Here is a 15,101-nt window from a genome sequence, read left to right on the forward strand (position 1 = left end):
TGTTTGCCCAACGGGTGGGCTGGCCCGACCAGCTACTGGCGCCAGCGGCCGAGGTGCCCGCCGATGAACAGCCCTACTTTTCGCTACTGCTTATTCGTCAGAGCTGGCCAGAGGTGCTGCCTTGAACGGCTGCCTCCGCTCGCTGCAGCAGCTCCAGGGCTGCGCCCGGGGTGGGCGCCCTCATCAGGGCGTGGCGCAGTTGGGGGGCGCCGGCGAAGCCCTGGCAGGTCCAGCCCATGTGCTTGCGGGCGATCAGCAGGCCGTGGTCGCCCTTGGCCGCCACCAGGGCCTGCAGCTGCTCCGCCGCCAGGGCGAGGCGCTCGAGGGCGCCGGGGGTGGCTGGGATGGGCCGGCCGCTGAGCTCCGCATCGATCTGGCCCACCAGCCAGGGGGAGCCCATGGTGCCCCGGCCCACCATCACCCCATCCGCGCCCGTCTGCTCCAGGCAGCGCACCGCATCCTCGGGTCTGTTGATGTCGCCATTGGCGATCACCGGGATCGTTAGCGCCGCCTTCACCGCAGCGATGGCGGCCCAGTCGGCCTGACCCTTGAAGCCCTGTTCGCGGCTGCGGCCGTGCAGGGTGAGCAGCTGGGCACCGGCATTCTCGAGCCGCTGGCACCAGCTCACCGCATCGCTGCCATCGCACCAGCCCAGCCGCGTTTTCACCGTCACCGGGAGAGCTACGGCCGCGGCCACGCTTTCCACCAGGCGGGCCGCCAGCTCGGGATCGCGGATCAGGCCGCTACCGCCGCCTTTCGTGGCGATCTTCTTCACCGGGCAGCCCATATTGATGTCGATCAGAAAGGCGCCGGCGGCCTCGGCCCGCTTGGCCGCCTCAGCCATGGCTACGGGCCGGTAATCAAACAGCTGCACACCGATCGGGCCGGCCTCGCTGCCCAGCTCCTCCACCTTCTGCAGCCCGAAGCCCAGCTCCAGGCTGGTGGCGTTCACCATCTCGGTGAACAGCAGGGCATCGGGCGCCCAGCGCCGCACCAGGCCGCGAAAAATCCGATCGCTCACCCCCGCCAGCGGCGACTGCAAGACGCGGCAGCGCAGGGCGCGGGGCGTGCCGTTGCCAGAGAGCTGCAGGGGCAGAGCGGTGATCGGTGAACCAGTGATCATGGTGAATCGATTGTGATGCTTCAGGCCGATGGCTTCCGCTCAGGCCGCCCCCGCTGCCGTGCCCTACCCCTTAAACCGAGAGTTGCTGGAGGCGGTGCTCGCCGACCGCACCAGCGATCGCTTCGTGTGTGAGCTGATCTGGCCGCGCCTGGGATACGAGCTGAATGGCTCCGGCACCTGGAGCGCCGGCCCGGCCACCAGCGCTGCCTGGCGGGAGTCCTTCCCGATCGAACCCCAGTTCATCGCTGAGCGGCCCGCCTCGGTGGCCCTCACCCGCTCGATCGCCAAGGTGCACAAGCAACTGCTCAAGCAGCAGTTGGGTTTTGCGGGCTACACGATCGGCGAGCTCTACCCGCGCCGCACCCGCCGCGCTACCGCCGTGAACTGGTTGCTGGCCTATCTGGCCGAGCGAGATAAAGCCCTGCCGGAGAGCGGGCCACTGCCGCTGCTGTTGGTGGCGCCGGCCGATCCGGTGCTGGGGCATCCAGGTGACCTGCCCATTAGCTAATTGCTGGGGTTTAGGTCTCTCTGTAGGGTCAATACAGGACAGACGTAGGAATACCTCCCTTGGCCTTACCGGTCGTTGCAATTATCGGACGCCCCAACGTGGGCAAATCCACCCTGGTGAACCGGCTCTGCCGCAGCCGCGAAGCGATCGTGCACGACACGCCCGGCGTGACTCGGGATCGCACCTATCAAGAGGGTTACTGGGCTGATCGCACCTTCCGGGTGGTCGACACCGGCGGCTTGGTGTTTGACGACGACAGCGAGTTTCTGCCGGAGATTCGCGAGCAGGCAAACCTGGCCCTGGCCGAGGCGGCCGTGGCCCTGGTTGTTGTTGATGGTCAGCAGGGATGCACCGCCGCCGACCAGTCGATTGCCGAGTGGCTGCGGGGCCAGGGGGTTCCCACCATGCTCGCAGTGAATAAGTGCGAGTCGCCCGATGCGGGCCTGGCCATGGCGGCCGAGTTTTGGGGCCTGGGCCTGGGCGAGCCCTTCCCGATTTCGGCGATTCACGGTGCCGGCACCGGCGACCTGCTCGACAAGGTGGTGAGCTATCTGCCCCCTACCGAAGAAGACGAGGGCGAAGAGCCGATTCAGCTGGCGATCATCGGCAGGCCCAACGTGGGTAAATCCAGCCTGCTCAATGCGGTGTGCGGTGAAAACCGGGCGATCGTCAGCCCGATTCGTGGCACCACCCGCGACACGATCGACACCACGATCGAGCGGGAGGGCAAAACCTGGAAGCTGCTCGATACGGCCGGCATCCGTCGCCGCCGTTCGGTGAGCTACGGCCCCGAATACTTCGGCATCAGTCGCAGCTTCAAGGCGATCGAGCGCTCCGATGTGTGCGTACTAGTAATTGACGCCCTCGATGGCGTCACCGAGCAAGACCAGCGCCTGGCTGGCCGCATCGAAGAGGACGGCCGAGCCTGCGTGGTGGTGGTGAATAAGTGGGATGCCATTGAAAAAGACAGCCACACCATGCCGGCGATGGAGAAGGAGCTCCGCGCAAAGCTCTATTTCCTCGACTGGGCGCCGATGCTGTTCACCTCTGCCCTCAGCGGCCAGCGGGTGCAGGCGATCTTCCCCCTGGCCCTGCTGGCGGTGGAGCAGCACCGCCGCCGTGTCACCACTTCGGTGGTGAACGAGGTGCTCACCGAGGCGCTCAGCTGGCGCACACCGCCCACCAGCCGTGGTGGCCGCCAGGGCCGCCTTTACTACGGCACCCAGGTGGCGGTGCGGCCCCCTAGCTTCACGTTGTTTGTCAATGAGCCGAGGCTGTTCGGTGAAACCTATCGCCGCTATGTGGAGCGTCAGATCCGCGAGGGCCTGGGCTTTGAGGGCACGCCGATCAAGTTGTTCTGGCGGGGCAAGCAGCAGCGCGATGCCGAGAAGGAGCTGGCCCGCAGCCAGACTCGTGGGCGCTAGGGCCTGCGCTTAGGTGGATTTTTTACGCCAGATCCCCATCGGCCAATTTGCCGCCCCGGATCCGGCGGAGGCGGCCACAGGCGGCAGCTGGTTGCGCCGGCTTGATCCGCGCCTGAAGCTGGCCTGGAGCCTGATTTTTCTAGTAACGCCGATCCTGGCAGGACCGCTCTGGCGTCTCAGTCTGGTGGGCTTATTGCTGCTGATCACCGCCGCTAGCGGGCTCAGCTGGCGGCTATGGCGCCGCAGCGTGCCGCTGCTACTGGCCCTTGCCCTATTGGTGGGTGCCCTGGCGGCCCTGCTGCCGGCGGGCACGGCGGCATCCGCAGCCCTGCAGCGGCCGCCGGCGGAGTTGCGGCTCCAGCCCGCCCCCCCCGGCAGCCCGCCGCCAGAGCGCTCGGGCACCCCCTGGGTGCTGCTGCGCGCTGGCCCCCTGGTGGTGACCCGCCGTTCAGCTGAGCTGGGCCTCAACGGCGCCACGCTGCTATTCACCCTGGTGCACAGCGCCAACCTGCTGCTGCTCAGCACCTCCCCCGAACAGTTGGTGTGGGCGATCAGCTGGCTGCTGGCGCCCTTGGCCCGGCTGGGTCTGCCGGTGGAGCGGCTTGGCTTCACCCTGCTGCTTTCCCTGCGCTTCCTGCCCCTGGTGCAGGAGGAGCTGCAAAACCTGTTGCGATCTATTGCAACCCGGGCGGTGAATTTCAAGCGGCTGGGCTGGAAGGGGGGCTTGGCCTTGGTGCTGGCCCTGGGAGAGCGGCTGCTGGCCAACGTGTTGCTGCGCGCCGAGCAGGGAGCTGAGGCGCTGCTGGCCCGCGGCGGGGTCTGGCTGCCGCCCAACCAGCTGCTGCGACCAGCGGTTGCGGGGCGGGGCCTGGGCCTGGGCCTGCTCAACGCCACGGCGGCGGGGTTGTTGCTGCTGATGCTCCTGCTGCGTTGGAAAGTCGGTGACCTTTAATGGCCAAGTTCGATTGCATCGGTGAGCAGCGCATTGACGAGCAGCGCATTTGTGAGTCCGGAGCGCTACCTAAACCATCCCACCTTCGGGATGCTCTATCGGGTGGCGGCGGTGTCCGAAGGCCGGGATCTGTTCGCCACCCTCTACGCCCAGCGCATTTTTTTCGTCGTCACCCTGCAGCCCCGTGGCGCCACCTTTGAGGTGGTGCCGCTGATGGATGCTCGCCACTTTGCTGAGCAAAATCTGGCGCGCTCCCGCCGCGACGGTCCCGAGGCCCACGCCCATTGGCGTCAGTTGTTTGACCAGACCTTCATCTGAATCCTTGGCCGGGCGACTGGCCGCCCTCCAGGCCGAGCTGCCGCCAGGCTGTCGCCTGCTGGCGGTGAGCAAGGGTCAGCCCGCTGATCGGATCCGTGAAGCGGTGGCCGCCGGCCAGCGCAGCTTTGGTGAAAGTCGCCTGCAGGAGGCGGTGCTCAAGCAGGCCGAGCTGGCCGATCTGGCGCCCCTCGACTGGCATTTCATCGGCCGGCTGCAGGCCAATAAGGCCCGGGGTGTGGTGCGCCACTTCGGCACGATCCACTCCCTCGACAGCCTTGATCTGGCTAGACGCCTTGCCCGCATCGCCGCCGAGGAGCAGCGCCAGCCAGCGGTCTTTTTTCAGGTGAAATTTCGCCCCGATCCCGCCAAGACCGGCTTTGAGCCCGCTGAGCTCTGCCAACACTGGCCTGAGTTGGGTGGCCTGGCGCCCCTGCGGCCCCTGGGCCTGATGACCCTGGCCCCCCTGGGCCTGGACGAGGCCGAGCGTCGGGCCCTGTTTGGCGAGTGCGACGCCCTGGCGACGCAGCTGGGCCTGCCGGAGCGTTCGATGGGCATGAGTGGCGATTGGCCCGAGGCTGCCGCAGCTGGCAGCACCTGGTTGCGCATTGGTAGCGGCCTGTTTGGGCCGCGCCAAATTCAATAGTTTCCCCACAAGGTGCCAATCTCCGCTTGAAAGCCTTGCCGCGATTGGTGTGGGACGCTATTCAGGTGGAAAGAAACTTGCGAGGTTTGGTTCGTGTCGTTGTTTTCCCGCCTGCGTGCCGTTGTCTCAGGAGACGACTATCTCGATGGCGACTACGACGATGAGCTCGATTACGACGGCGGCGAGCAGCCTGAGCCGAGCTACACCAGTCGCTCCAGCGCCCTAGCCCTGAGCTCCGATTTCGGTGCTGACGATCCTTTTGCCGGCACCAACGTGATCGGCATGCCCGGCCTTTCCACGGCCTCTGCCGAGGTGACCCTGATGGAGCCGCGCAGCTTCGATGAAATGCCCCGCGCCATCCAGGCCTTGCGCGACCGCAAGACCGTGATCCTCAACCTCACGATGATGGAGCCGGATCAGGCCCAGCGCGCCGTGGATTTTGTGGCAGGCGGCACCTTTGCTATCGACGGCCACCAGGAGCGGGTGGGTGAAAGCATTTTTCTGTTTGCGCCTAGCTGCGTCACGGTGACCACCGCCGCCAGCGACGAAGCCTCTTCGCCCACGATCGTGAACCGTGAGATCAGCGAGCCCCAGCAGGACGCGGCCCCCAGCCCGGCCTGGGGCCGGCATGACGCCGTCATTTAGGCCGGCTGTGACGCCAACCTTCGGCGTAGTGGGCCTGGGCCGTATGGCCCAGGCTTTGCTGTTTCCCCTGCTGGAAGCAGGCCTGGTGCAGCGCGAGGGTGTGCGAGCCGTTGTTGCCAGCGAAGCCTCCGCCACCGGCCTGGCCCAAACCCACGGTTTGACTGTGGCTACTGATGCAGCTGCAGCCTGGTCTGCGCCGGTGGTTTTGCTGGCGGTTAAGCCCCAGCAGCTCGAGGCCGTAGCACCGGCGGCGGCGGCTGGTTCGGGCGGGCTGCTGATCTCCGTGCTCGCCGGTGTCACCCTGGCGCGGCTGCAGCGTTTGTTTCCTGGCTGGCAGTGCGTGCGCGCCGTACCGAATACCCCGGCCCTGGTGCGGGCGGGGCTCACGGGCCTGGCCTTTGGCGTCGACGTGCCCCCAGACAAACGCCGCTGGGTGCAGCAGCTCTTCGCCCAGGTGGGAGAGGTGCACGAGCTGCCTGAAGCCCAGCTCGATGCCTTTCTGGCCCTCACTTCATCTGGGCCCGCCTTTGTGGCGGTGGTGTCGGAGGCGATGGCCGATGGTGCCGTGGCGGCCGGCCTGCCGCGGGCCCTGGCCCACCGCCTGGCCCACCGCACCCTGGCGGGCACCGCCGCTCTGCTACACGAGCAGGATCTGCATCCCGGTCAGCTCAAGGACATGGTGAGCAGTCCCGGCGGAACCACCATCGCTGGCCTGCGGCGCCTTGAGGCTGGTGGTGTGCGTTCGGCTCTGCTGGAGGCGGTGCTGGCGGCCGCCGAACGGAGCCGACAGCTGGCCTGAGCCCCATGCGGGACTAAGTTCCACCGCTTGTTCTCGGCCGTTGCACCAGTCCCAGCAGTTCGTGCAGGAGCTCCCTGGAGGGCACCGGCAGGCGACCATCGCCGCTCTCCTTCATCAGCTTGGCGAAGGCCTGTTCCAACTCTGGGTCGCCTTGGGGGCCGGCGGTCTTGAGTAGGTGGTGGAGCAGGGTCCTGAGTCGCTGCCGGTCCTCCAGCTTGAAGGGATTGCGCAGCAAATCCTCGAGGGTCTGCTGCAGGGCAGTCCAGGTTGGAAGCTCTGCCGCGGTGGGATCGATGGTGGTCTTAGCTGGTCCGTCAGCCGGTGCGCTGGCTTGCTGAGCTGCGGCGAGCAGGCCAGCGGTGGGCTGGGAGGTGGAGCCCTGGCTTAGCTGGACGAGGGCCCCGTGAAGTGCTTCGACGCCGGGCGCTAGGGCGAGCAGCTGTTGGATCACCACCGCCAGCTCCGTGCCGGGGGATCCGGGGCCTGGGGGCTGAATGGTCGGCCCCAGAGATGATGAGACCGCATTGGGCGATGCGGTGGTTGGAGCAGTGACGGCGTTGACAGCTGCTGATCGCCCTGCGAGATCTGCTACATCTGTGCTCGGTTGGGCTGGCGCTCCTGGCTGGGTTGGGGCAGCCGTCGGTTCCGTGGAAGCTCCCGCCAGGCGGCCGGGCGCTTCATGGTCCGCCTTTCGTGTAGGCTGGGCGTTGGCGTCGCTGTCGGTGGTGCAGTTGGTGGCGGCTGCGGATGTAGTGGCGGTCTTCAGCAGAAGTAGTCCCCCGCCTGTCAGCAGAAGAAGCAGGGCTATCAGGCCAGAGGACTGGCTGGTGCTCAGGTCGGCGTTGACACTGGCCAGGGTCATTTGTTGGCTGTTGTGCTCTTCTTCCTGGGCTCGCTTCAGGGCCTCCGCCACTGTCCACTGGGCTTGTAGGCGGCCTTGGGCCAGGCGTTGCATGGCCTGAAAGGCGGGCAGGCTGATTCGCTCCTGGGGGGTTAGGGGCCAACCCGTGTTCAGCAAGGGTGCCTGGGTTTTGAGCAGAGCGTGATGGCCCCGGTCCCATTGCTGGAGGGCCTGCTCCAGTTGGGCATACGACAAGGGCTGATGGGCGACGCCGGCGGGTTTTTCCGTCGTGTCGGCTCGCAGCAGGTCGCGGAGGGACTGATCGCGGGCACGCTGCCCCTGGACCATCTGGGAAATCAGACCCCTTCGGACTTTCTCATTGGCCAGAGGGTTGCCCAGGAGGCGCTCTGCAAGGGCAAGGTGGTTCTGCTGAGCCTGGAGTTGGTCGAGGGCTTCTGATCTCGCTCGCTCGCGGGCAAGCTGGGCTTGGCTGTTGAGGGCCCTGTGGCCAGTCCACAGGCTGGTGGCCTGGGTCAAGAGGCTCGCAAGCAGCAGAACCAATGCCAGGGAGCGCGGGGTCACCCTGGCTTGTGAAACGTTGGCTGAGGAGAGGGTCGACAGGGAGGAAGCCAGGGGCGGATTGGGTTGTTTGGGGCAGGGTATTGGTCAGGATTCCGGCTTTGCATGGCCCAGGCGCGGTTCGGTGCCCGCGCGAAGGCGTTGGATGTTGCTGCGATGCCGCAATACCACCACAAGAGTAGTGAGCACGGCAAGGGCTAGATAAGCAAGCCGCATGCCATGGGCCCCCACCATCAGAAGTGGCAGGCTGATTGCCGCCACCACGCTGGCGAGAGACACCAGCCGGGTGGAACTCAACACGGTGAGGAAGATGCCAAAACAGGCCATGCCCACCGCCGGTACCAGGCCTAGCAATACCCCCAGCCCGGTGGCCACGGCCTTGCCCCCCTTCCAGTTGAGCCAGATGGGCCAAATGTGGCCGGCCAGGGCCGCTAAGCCCGCCGCGACCACACCTGTGTCAGTCACACTCGTGCCGGTGCCCAATAGCGGTGCTCCAGGGGGCTGCAGCAGCGCCTTGGCCAGCAGCACGGCGGCGGCTCCTTTGAGCACATCCACCAGGAACACCGCTAGGGCCGGCCCCTTGCCGACCACCCGCAGCACGTTGGTGGCACCGGTGGAGCCGGAACCTTCGAGGCGGATGTCGAGGCCAGCCAGCCAGCGCCCTGCCAGGTAACCGCTGGGGATTGAGCCGAGCAGGTAGCCGGCGATCAGCATGGCAAGGGTGAGCAGGATCACGGCTGTTGGCAGGGTCACGGCTGCAGGCAGGGTCACGGTGGTTGGGCTTAATAGGTTTCGTCGGCCATAAGTTCGCCGGGGCCGGCCGCGAAAACCAGCCAGAGCGGAAACTGCAGGATCGGGATCTCGATCACCGGCTCGCCCGCATCCACCACGATGAAGGGCAGCTCGCCCCGCTCTTCGAGGCGGTCGGCCCGCTCCACCAGGGCATCGGCCCGCTCAAACAGCACGATGCCGCTGCTGGGTCCGAAATCCTCGCGGGAAAGGCCCAGGCAGTCCTGCAGGCCGCGGCGCCATTCCCCCAGGCGCTCCGGTTGGCTGGCCAGCACCAGGGTTTGGAAGCGTTCGCCATAGAGCTCGCCGAGGATGGCGATGGCGGCGGCGGCCACCAGGGCATTGCGGCTGCGGCTACCGCAGCTGGGCTGGGCACCCCGGCCGCCCTGGCCCAGGAACCAGTCGTCGAGCAGGGCGGCTCCGCTGGCATCCAGGGTGCGGCGCAGCTGCCAGGGATCGGCGTAGAAGTCGGGCTGGCCGCCAAAGCCGGCCAGACGCTCGCGAATCAGGACTTCGTCAGGGCCGAACAGCCCTGCGGCCGCTACAGCCGCTAAGGGTTGGCTGGCTTCTGCTGTGCTGCTGATCTGGTCGAGGGGGGAGGGCTGCACCAGCACCTGCTGGGGCACCAGCTCCACCTGCTCGGCGGCCACGGCGAGGTCCTGCAGGGCTCCCACCAGGTAGTCCTGGAAGCCCTTGAGCCGCCTGGCCACCCCATCAGCCTGGCCAGCAAAGCTCGCTTCGATCTCCTTTTGGATCTGGCCGCGGCGAGCTTCCAGCTGGCGGATCTCCTCAAGCAGGGCTGTGCGCTGCTGCTGCAGCTCCGTAAGGGCCAGCTCCTGCCAGGGGGCTGGTGAAGGGATCTCAGGGGTGTCAGGGGTAGGGGAAGCCTGGCTGGGGTCGTCAGACATCGCTTGGGGAATCGGGAGGTGCTGCGGGGGGGAGCTGGCTCAGGTGCTGCTCCAGTTGCTGGCGCAGGCTGGTTGCATCAAAGAGCACTGGCAGGAAGTGGATGCTGGCCTGTTCACGGAAATAAAACAGCACTGGCAGCCCCGGCCAAAAGATTGTCCAGCTCAGCCACTCCTGGTATGGGAAGCGGCGCAGCAGGGTCTGCTGACGCCATACCAGCAGGGCATCGCCGCCAAACTCCAGCCGCAGCAGGCGGGTTTGCAGCAGCAGAAACAAACCGAACACCGCTACGACCAGGCTGAGCCAGATGGCCCCAGCCCACAGTGGTGATAGGGCCAGGGCTGCCAGTCCCAGGCCAATCACGCCAAGGGATACGCCGTAGGCGGGGTCGAGCACCACGCCGCTAGTTCCGGGAGCAGGGGAGGTCATCAGGTGAACAGCAGCGAGGTGAGCAGGGCGTCCATCAGGGCGACTGTGACCAGAATCATGACCACGGCACCGGTGGTGCTGGTGCCCACCTCCTTGGGCCCCCCCCGGGTGGTGAGTCCCCAGCCGCAGGCGATCACGGCGATCTGCAGCCCGAATACCAGAGCTTTGAGCAGCATCGAGGGCAGGTCGTCGGGCTCCATCCAGGTGCGCACCGAGTTCCAGAACACCGCCGGGGGGATGTTGTAGAGCAGCGTGCTGCTCACCTGGCCCGACCAGATCCCCACCCAGAAGAAGAGCAGGCATTGCACCGGCGCCATGATCACCATGGCTATTACCCGGGGCACCACCAAGTACTCCACGGGATCGGTGCGCAGCATCGTGATCGCGTCGATCTGCTCGGTCACCTTCATGGTGCCGATCTGGGCCGCATAGGCCGTGGCCACCTTGCCGGTGAGCAGGGTGGCGGTGAGCAGGGGCGCGATCTCCCGTGACAGCCCCAGGGCCAATAGACCGCCCACCGTGGCGCTGGCGCCCTGTTTGGAGAGTTCCGCTGCCACCTGGATGTTGAACACGGTGCCCGCAGCCAAGGCCGTGATCAGCACGATCAGGAAGCTGCCGGGGCCGGCTTCCATCAGCTCTTGCATCAGATCGTTGAAGCCGATGCGCCCCTTGGCGATGGCGCTCACCGCCTGCCCGCCAACCAGAAGGCTGGCTCCCAGGCGCCGCAGCCAGCGCGGTGTTGTCAGCCAGGCGGGGCGCTTCATGGCTGGCGGTGCAGGCCTTTCTCCGGCCAGCGTCGCATCACCAGCAGGCCAGCGGCGATCAGCACGGCCGGAATCAGGCCCATGCATAGGCGGATGGTCGTGAGGGCAGTAGTCGGCTGGGCCAGTTCCAGGGAGGCCTGGTAGCCGCTGAGGCTCAGCCCATTACCAAGGGCAAACACGGCCACACCGATGCCCAGTTTCTGAGTCACCACCATCCAGGCGGTGTACAGCCCGGCTGGTTTGTCGGGGTCGGCATCGATCGCGTCGGGCAACAGGGCCCAGGGGATCAGGTAGGCGGTGGAGGCTCCCAGGCCCGTAACCATGATCGTGAGCACCAGTAGGCCCAGGGAGATGCCATTGCTGAAGCTGCCCAGGGGAGCAGTGCTGCCATCGAGGGGCACCAGCAGGCTTGCCCCCAGGCAGCCGGCAATCCATAGCCCGGTGCCCCAGCGCAGGGCGCAGACACGGCCGTGGCGCCCTGCCACCCGGCTCCATAGCTGCAGCCCCGCCAGGGCACTGAGCTGGAAGGGAATCAGGATCCAAGTGCTCCAGCTCTCCGGCAGTTGCATAACCACGGCCAGGAAAATCAGCGACACCGGCTGCATCAGCTGCAGGGCACACCAGAGCAGCAGGTAAAGCCCCAGCACTTTGAGAAAGCGAGGGTTGGCTGAGATGCGCTGTAGTTGGCGCCGGATCGGTTCCGGGTGGCCCGTAGGGCGCTGGCAGTTGCGGGCGAAGGGGGCTAGTCCCCAGCAGCACAGCAGGGTGAACACCGTGAGGGTTAGTCCGGACACCCAGCCCATACGTAGGTAGCCCTCCGCGCCCTGGCCCACCAGCAGGGCCCCCAGCACCAAGCCGGCCAATCCAGCCAGGATCGATCCGGTGAAGCGGCTGGCATTCAGCTGGGTGCGCAGCTGGGTGGAGCTGGTGAGCTCGGCGGCTAGGGCCGAGTAGGGCAGGTTGACGCAGGTGTACAGCGCCATAGCCACCAGCTGGATCACCACCAAAATTGCGAACTTCTGCCAGTCCCCCCCCGGAGGCACCCACCACATCGCTACCAGCGCCAGGCCTAGGGGAATGGCGCTGCCAGCCATCCAGGGCAGCCGCGGGCCCCAGGGGTGCTTGGTGTGGTCGCTGAGCCAGCCCACTAGGGGGTCGTTGATGCCATCCCACACCTTCAGCACCATCAGCACCAGGCCCGCCATCCAGGCCGGCAGCCCGGCCACACCGGTGTAAAAAACAAATAGGTAGAAGCCCAGCTGGGTGGCAGCCATGCCGGTGCCGATGTCGCCGAGCCCATAGCTCCACAGCAGGCGACGCCGGGCTGCCTGCCCCAAGCTCTGTTCTTCAGCTGTAATCATCGGGGCCGCTTAGGACTTGGGGTGGGCAGGCCATAATGTCTGAGCTGGATTACTTCGGTAACAGCAACAGGCATGTGACTCGTACGCATGTACTGCCGCGGGCGTAGTTTAGTGGTAAAACCTCAGCCTTCCAAGCTGATGATGCGGGTTCGATTCCCGCCGCCCGCTTACTTTTCTCAATAGGGGTTTTCGGCCTAAAGCCCTTGCTGCGACTGGCTTTCGGTCTGCTAGTCATCTCCAGCGTCTGTTTGCTTCGTCTCGGGCTGTCAGATGAAATATCTCACCAAACGTCTATCTCACCAAACGTCTCACATGCCGGCGGCCCGCGATTGGGAGGTGACGATCAGGGCTGTCGTGTTTCACGCAGGGCTGTCGTGTTTCAAGCGCTGTCCCCAAGGGGCTGTCCCCAAGGGGCTGCCGCAGGGGCTGGACGGTTCTGAATCACCGCGTTTTCCAGCAGGACATCGAGCCTGATGCCTACGTTGCCCAGATGTCTCGTGCTCTGGACCATGACGCAGATAGAGATGTGGGCCGCTCCAGGCATCGAGGTGGTGCGGCGTTTCACCCTCCTAGGGACTGGGATGCGTTGATCGCAGCGTTTAGGGAACACAAGCTGATCAGTTGCGAGATCAAGCCGTTACTGCCATCAATGCAATTCATGCCGCCTTTGGACTTGGCGGGGCGGTGCTGACCAAGGCAGAAAGCACGGAATTTATTCAGGCCTAAGCCACAGGAAGGGATCCGCTTTGCAGGATTCCCATCTGCTGAGGGGTCACCATTACGGGAACGAGTTGGGAGGGAGCAATGGGTGCATAGGTGCCTGGATAGGTGGCAACTGGAACGGCAACACCAAAGGATTGAAGTGAGGGGGACTGTAGAAAATGAAGAATATCGACGGAGGTGGCCGAAATAGCATTGAATGGCGTCTGGACAACAAAAGCGTGGGGAGCAACACCAGCACCAATCACCGTGGTACCCACATTCACGCCAGGTGCGATGGTGTCAACACCAATCGAGATCGTGGATCCTTCACTAGCACTCACTCCGCCTGATATGGCAATGGTTTGGGGGGAGGGATCTGCATATAGAGCTGGTCCGTAGCCAGGAAAATAAACGGCTGGAGTCGAATAGGGTGTGTAGTAAGGCGAACTTACGTAATAGGCCGGGCCCACGGCTGAGGCACCGTAATAGGCCGAACCATAAGGAAAAGCACTGTAAGAAGTGCCGTAGGCGTAAGACCCACCAGCTGGCACATTCACCGTGGAACCACCGGACGCCTGAATGCCACCGGAAACAGCGACTGGGTTAGAGGCACCAAAACCCGATGAACCCGGGCCAAAAGTACCGCGGTTGTCGTCATCACCATCGAGGATCGAGACGTAGCCAATCTGTCGGGTAATAGAAGGAGCAGGAGAATCAGATTTACTGGAATTAGGAGTTAGATGTAGGCTGATAAACTCAGTGGGCTCTGCGCGGCTATCTTTTAAGGTGGGCACAAGTGAAGTATGGGTGTTCTGACCCTTAGCAAACGTGATCTCTTCCCCCACTTTGTTGTAGTCTTGCCCGAGGGTGGCTGTGCCGCCGAACGACTGCAATAACAGATGCTGCTCTGTGCTGAGATCTCCAGAACGAGTTATTAATACTTTGGCGGTATCTCCCTCCAACGCCTTGGCATCGGAAAGAGAGAAATAAGAGACAGGAGCCACTGGAGCGTTGCCGCTACCGCCACCGCCACCGCCACCGCCACCGCCACCGCTGCCGCTACCACCGCCGCTACCGCTACCGCTACCGCTACCGCTACCGCTGCCGCTGCCGCTGCCACCGCCACTGGTATTGGTTACCGAAGCGGAAACCTTTAAATCGTCAAAATCACGATCTCCACCGCGAGGCAAATCCTCGAGGGAAAAAGAATTTCCCCCATCATTTCTAACATTCGAGAATTTGGAGGGGTTTTGAGCAGGCCACGAAAAGAAGGTAATGCCTTTAGATGAGTTTCTGGCATAAGGAGCCCAAAGCTCCCCACCAGAAACATCAAACGATAAATTTGACGATGCGTTATTAGGCGCTCCTAGAGAGACATTCTGGCCGCCGGCGCTTAAAAGATTGCCTGGAGCCAGAGCTGCCGATGCATAGTTTTTCTGGCCAGGCAGAACAGAAGAAGAATTAAGGGAAACGGATCCCTCGCGATCTAAAACTTTATAAAAACCAATCGAGCTATTGTCAGCTGCGGCACGACTGACGCTGAATGCTAGAGAAACCCTTTGACCTGCATAGCCGGTAAGGTCCAAAAGCGGAGCACCGCTTGGCGAGATCAACGGAGAATTAGCCATGATGGACCACCCGGAAGACGAAGAAAACGCTGCTTTGGAAGAAACTTAATGCTAAAATTAGCAAATTACCGCCATAAGCTCCTAGCCCTAGGAATAGGAGGCCCATGGAGGCTCTGTCAATACCCACCCTAGGCAGGGTTGACTCAATGTCGGCCCAAGGGCCTCCGGGTGCGATTGCCATTCCTCCCAAGGCCAGCATCCCTTGGATGTTGTAGTCCAGCTCGCGAACCCCTTGGCGGATTGGGTGCTAGCCGTCGCGGCGGTGCAGGCTGCGCTGGTTGCCTCTGTTGGTCCAGACCCTATGTGCGGCCGGGGATCTGGTTGATTATCCAAGCCTGGAGCACCTCACCGAGCCGCTGCAAGTGGGCTTTGGTGAACAGGTACAAGAAGGTGGCGCCTGACAGTGTCGCTACTGCTTCGCAGAAGCCTTCGGCTAGGCAAAGGGGCCTAGGGCAGGGCCGGGACAGTAGCCAGGATGGTGGTGAGTTCTTGAACCATGGCCTGACGGGCGTAGGTGCTCACGCGCAGAGCTTCTTCGTGGTGGCGGATCTGGGCATCTGCCCACTGCAGGTTCTGGATCGCAGCCTTCGCCGTATCAGGCAGGTCCTGAATGGCATAGCGCTGATCACCGAAGGTAAGGACTGGCCCGTCGCTAGCTGGCATCAGAACAAAAATGCAGCATGCAAGCCT

At 64.3% G+C, this 15,101-nt stretch carries 18 protein-coding genes, 1 tRNA gene and 1 pseudogene; 10 read left to right on the forward strand and 10 right to left on the reverse strand.

All coding sequences use genetic code 11. The features are described 5' to 3' along the window. Positions 1-125: pseudogene (locus KBY72_RS12020) on the forward strand (precorrin-2 C(20)-methyltransferase); the annotation flags it as partial. Here KBY72_RS12020 and dusB read toward each other — a convergent pair. Further along, positions 98-1,123 carry a tRNA dihydrouridine synthase DusB gene (dusB, locus tag KBY72_RS12025; RefSeq protein WP_254993695.1) on the reverse strand — a complete coding sequence of 342 codons (1,026 nt, stop codon included), beginning with the start codon at positions 1,121-1,123 and terminating at the stop codon, positions 98-100. The pseudogene KBY72_RS12020 and the gene dusB sit on opposite strands and share 28 nt — an antisense overlap. A 28-nt stretch (positions 1,124-1,151) precedes the next feature. Here dusB and KBY72_RS12030 point away from each other — a divergent pair, with 28 nt between their 5' ends. The 7 genes from KBY72_RS12030 (at position 1,152) to proC (ending at position 6,412) form a co-directional block, all read left to right on the forward strand. After that, positions 1,152-1,631: a DUF1823 family protein gene (locus KBY72_RS12030; RefSeq protein ID WP_254929958.1), complete on the forward strand. Its 480-nt coding sequence runs from the start codon at positions 1,152-1,154 to the stop codon at positions 1,629-1,631. Between the two features lie 59 nt (positions 1,632-1,690). Further along, positions 1,691-3,055: a ribosome biogenesis GTPase Der gene (der, locus tag KBY72_RS12035; RefSeq protein WP_106502008.1), complete on the forward strand. Its 1,365-nt coding sequence runs from the start codon at positions 1,691-1,693 to the stop codon at positions 3,053-3,055. 13 nt (positions 3,056-3,068) lie between these two features. Continuing rightward, the gene (locus tag KBY72_RS12040) at positions 3,069-4,007 is read left to right on the forward strand and encodes a CbiQ family ECF transporter T component (protein ID WP_254960987.1); all 939 of its coding nucleotides are present in this window, start codon (positions 3,069-3,071) and stop codon (positions 4,005-4,007) included. Between the two features lie 51 nt (positions 4,008-4,058). Beyond that, a complete protein-coding gene (locus KBY72_RS12045; protein ID WP_254929973.1) occupies positions 4,059-4,325 on the forward strand; it encodes a PipX family protein in 267 nt (88 codons plus the stop codon). A 4-nt stretch (positions 4,326-4,329) separates the two neighbouring features. Continuing rightward, a complete protein-coding gene (locus KBY72_RS12050) occupies positions 4,330-4,968 on the forward strand; it encodes a YggS family pyridoxal phosphate-dependent enzyme (RefSeq protein ID WP_254929956.1) in 639 nt (212 codons plus the stop codon). 93 nt (positions 4,969-5,061) lie between these two features. Then, positions 5,062-5,613: a cell division protein SepF gene (locus tag KBY72_RS12055; protein ID WP_254929955.1), complete on the forward strand. Its 552-nt coding sequence runs from the start codon at positions 5,062-5,064 to the stop codon at positions 5,611-5,613. After that, positions 5,597-6,412, forward strand: a complete 816-nt coding sequence (gene proC, locus KBY72_RS12060) for a pyrroline-5-carboxylate reductase (protein ID WP_254929954.1) — start codon at positions 5,597-5,599, stop codon at positions 6,410-6,412. Before KBY72_RS12055 ends, proC begins: the two co-directional genes overlap by 17 nt. Before the next feature lie 13 nt (positions 6,413-6,425). On the opposite strand, the gene KBY72_RS12065 is transcribed toward proC, so the two are convergent. Continuing rightward, positions 6,426-7,508, reverse strand: a complete 1,083-nt coding sequence (locus tag KBY72_RS12065; protein WP_254993696.1) for a hypothetical protein — start codon at positions 7,506-7,508, stop codon at positions 6,426-6,428. A gap of 6 nt (positions 7,509-7,514) precedes the next feature. Between KBY72_RS12065 and KBY72_RS12070 the strand changes: the two genes are divergently transcribed. Beyond that, positions 7,515-7,712: a hypothetical protein gene (locus KBY72_RS12070; RefSeq protein WP_254929952.1), complete on the forward strand. Its 198-nt coding sequence runs from the start codon at positions 7,515-7,517 to the stop codon at positions 7,710-7,712. A gap of 207 nt (positions 7,713-7,919) precedes the next feature. On the opposite strand, the gene plsY is transcribed toward KBY72_RS12070, so the two are convergent. The 5 genes from plsY to KBY72_RS12095 are packed head-to-tail and all read right to left on the reverse strand — an operon-like array spanning position 7,920 to position 12,081. Further along, on the reverse strand, positions 7,920-8,603 hold the full coding sequence (gene plsY / locus KBY72_RS12075) for a glycerol-3-phosphate 1-O-acyltransferase PlsY (protein ID WP_254960989.1): 684 nt from the start codon (positions 8,601-8,603) through the stop codon (positions 7,920-7,922). Between the two features lie 11 nt (positions 8,604-8,614). Continuing rightward, on the reverse strand, positions 8,615-9,529 hold the full coding sequence (locus tag KBY72_RS12080) for a DUF3086 domain-containing protein (protein ID WP_254929950.1): 915 nt from the start codon (positions 9,527-9,529) through the stop codon (positions 8,615-8,617). Continuing rightward, complete coding sequence (locus tag KBY72_RS12085; RefSeq protein ID WP_254929949.1) at positions 9,522-9,956, reverse strand: DUF3119 family protein; 435 nt, start codon at positions 9,954-9,956, stop codon at positions 9,522-9,524. The genes KBY72_RS12080 and KBY72_RS12085 overlap by 8 nt, the downstream gene beginning before the upstream one ends. Beyond that, positions 9,956-10,702, reverse strand: coding sequence for an MlaE family ABC transporter permease (locus KBY72_RS12090; protein WP_254929972.1), 747 nt, complete (start codon positions 10,700-10,702; stop codon positions 9,956-9,958). The genes KBY72_RS12085 and KBY72_RS12090 overlap by 1 nt, the downstream gene beginning before the upstream one ends. A 14-nt stretch (positions 10,703-10,716) precedes the next feature. Next, the gene (locus KBY72_RS12095; protein ID WP_254960991.1) at positions 10,717-12,081 is read right to left on the reverse strand and encodes an MFS transporter; all 1,365 of its coding nucleotides are present in this window, start codon (positions 12,079-12,081) and stop codon (positions 10,717-10,719) included. Between the two features lie 97 nt (positions 12,082-12,178). On the opposite strand from KBY72_RS12095, the gene KBY72_RS12100 reads away from it, so the two are divergent. Next, positions 12,179-12,249 (forward strand) — tRNA-Gly (locus tag KBY72_RS12100). 211 nt (positions 12,250-12,460) lie between these two features. Here the strand turns inward: KBY72_RS12100 and KBY72_RS12105 are convergent. The 3 genes from KBY72_RS12105 to KBY72_RS12115 all read right to left on the reverse strand — a co-directional run. Then, positions 12,461-12,646, reverse strand: coding sequence for a hypothetical protein (locus KBY72_RS12105; protein WP_254993697.1), 186 nt, complete (start codon positions 12,644-12,646; stop codon positions 12,461-12,463). Between the two features lie 157 nt (positions 12,647-12,803). Beyond that, on the reverse strand, positions 12,804-14,411 hold the full coding sequence (locus tag KBY72_RS12110; protein WP_254960992.1) for a Calx-beta domain-containing protein: 1,608 nt from the start codon (positions 14,409-14,411) through the stop codon (positions 12,804-12,806). A 447-nt stretch (positions 14,412-14,858) separates the two neighbouring features. Continuing rightward, positions 14,859-15,101: DUF6447 family protein (locus KBY72_RS12115; protein WP_254993698.1), on the reverse strand; the 243-nt coding region annotated here is incomplete at its 5' end.

The sequence above is a fragment of the Cyanobium sp. BA5m-21 genome, assembly GCF_024346235.1.
GTDB lineage: Bacteria > Cyanobacteriota > Cyanobacteriia > PCC-6307 > Cyanobiaceae > Cyanobium_A > Cyanobium_A usitatum.

Bases quoted from the DNA above. Each gene is read 5' to 3' on its own strand.
- dusB (WP_254993695.1), bottom strand. From the start codon at position 1,123: ATGATCACTGGTTCACCGATCACCGCTCTGCCCCTGCAGCTCTCTGGC.
- KBY72_RS12030 (WP_254929958.1), top strand. From the start codon at position 1,152: ATGGCTTCCGCTCAGGCCGCCCCCGCTGCCGTGCCCTACCCCTTAAAC.
- proC (WP_254929954.1), top strand. From the start codon at position 5,597: ATGACGCCGTCATTTAGGCCGGCTGTGACGCCAACCTTCGGCGTAGTG.
- KBY72_RS12070 (WP_254929952.1), top strand. From the start codon at position 7,515: ATGGGCGACGCCGGCGGGTTTTTCCGTCGTGTCGGCTCGCAGCAGGTC.
- KBY72_RS12080 (WP_254929950.1), bottom strand. From the start codon at position 9,529: ATGTCTGACGACCCCAGCCAGGCTTCCCCTACCCCTGACACCCCTGAG.
- KBY72_RS12085 (WP_254929949.1), bottom strand. From the start codon at position 9,956: ATGACCTCCCCTGCTCCCGGAACTAGCGGCGTGGTGCTCGACCCCGCC.
- KBY72_RS12095 (WP_254960991.1), bottom strand. From the start codon at position 12,081: ATGATTACAGCTGAAGAACAGAGCTTGGGGCAGGCAGCCCGGCGTCGC.
- KBY72_RS12110 (WP_254960992.1), bottom strand. From the start codon at position 14,411: ATGGCTAATTCTCCGTTGATCTCGCCAAGCGGTGCTCCGCTTTTGGAC.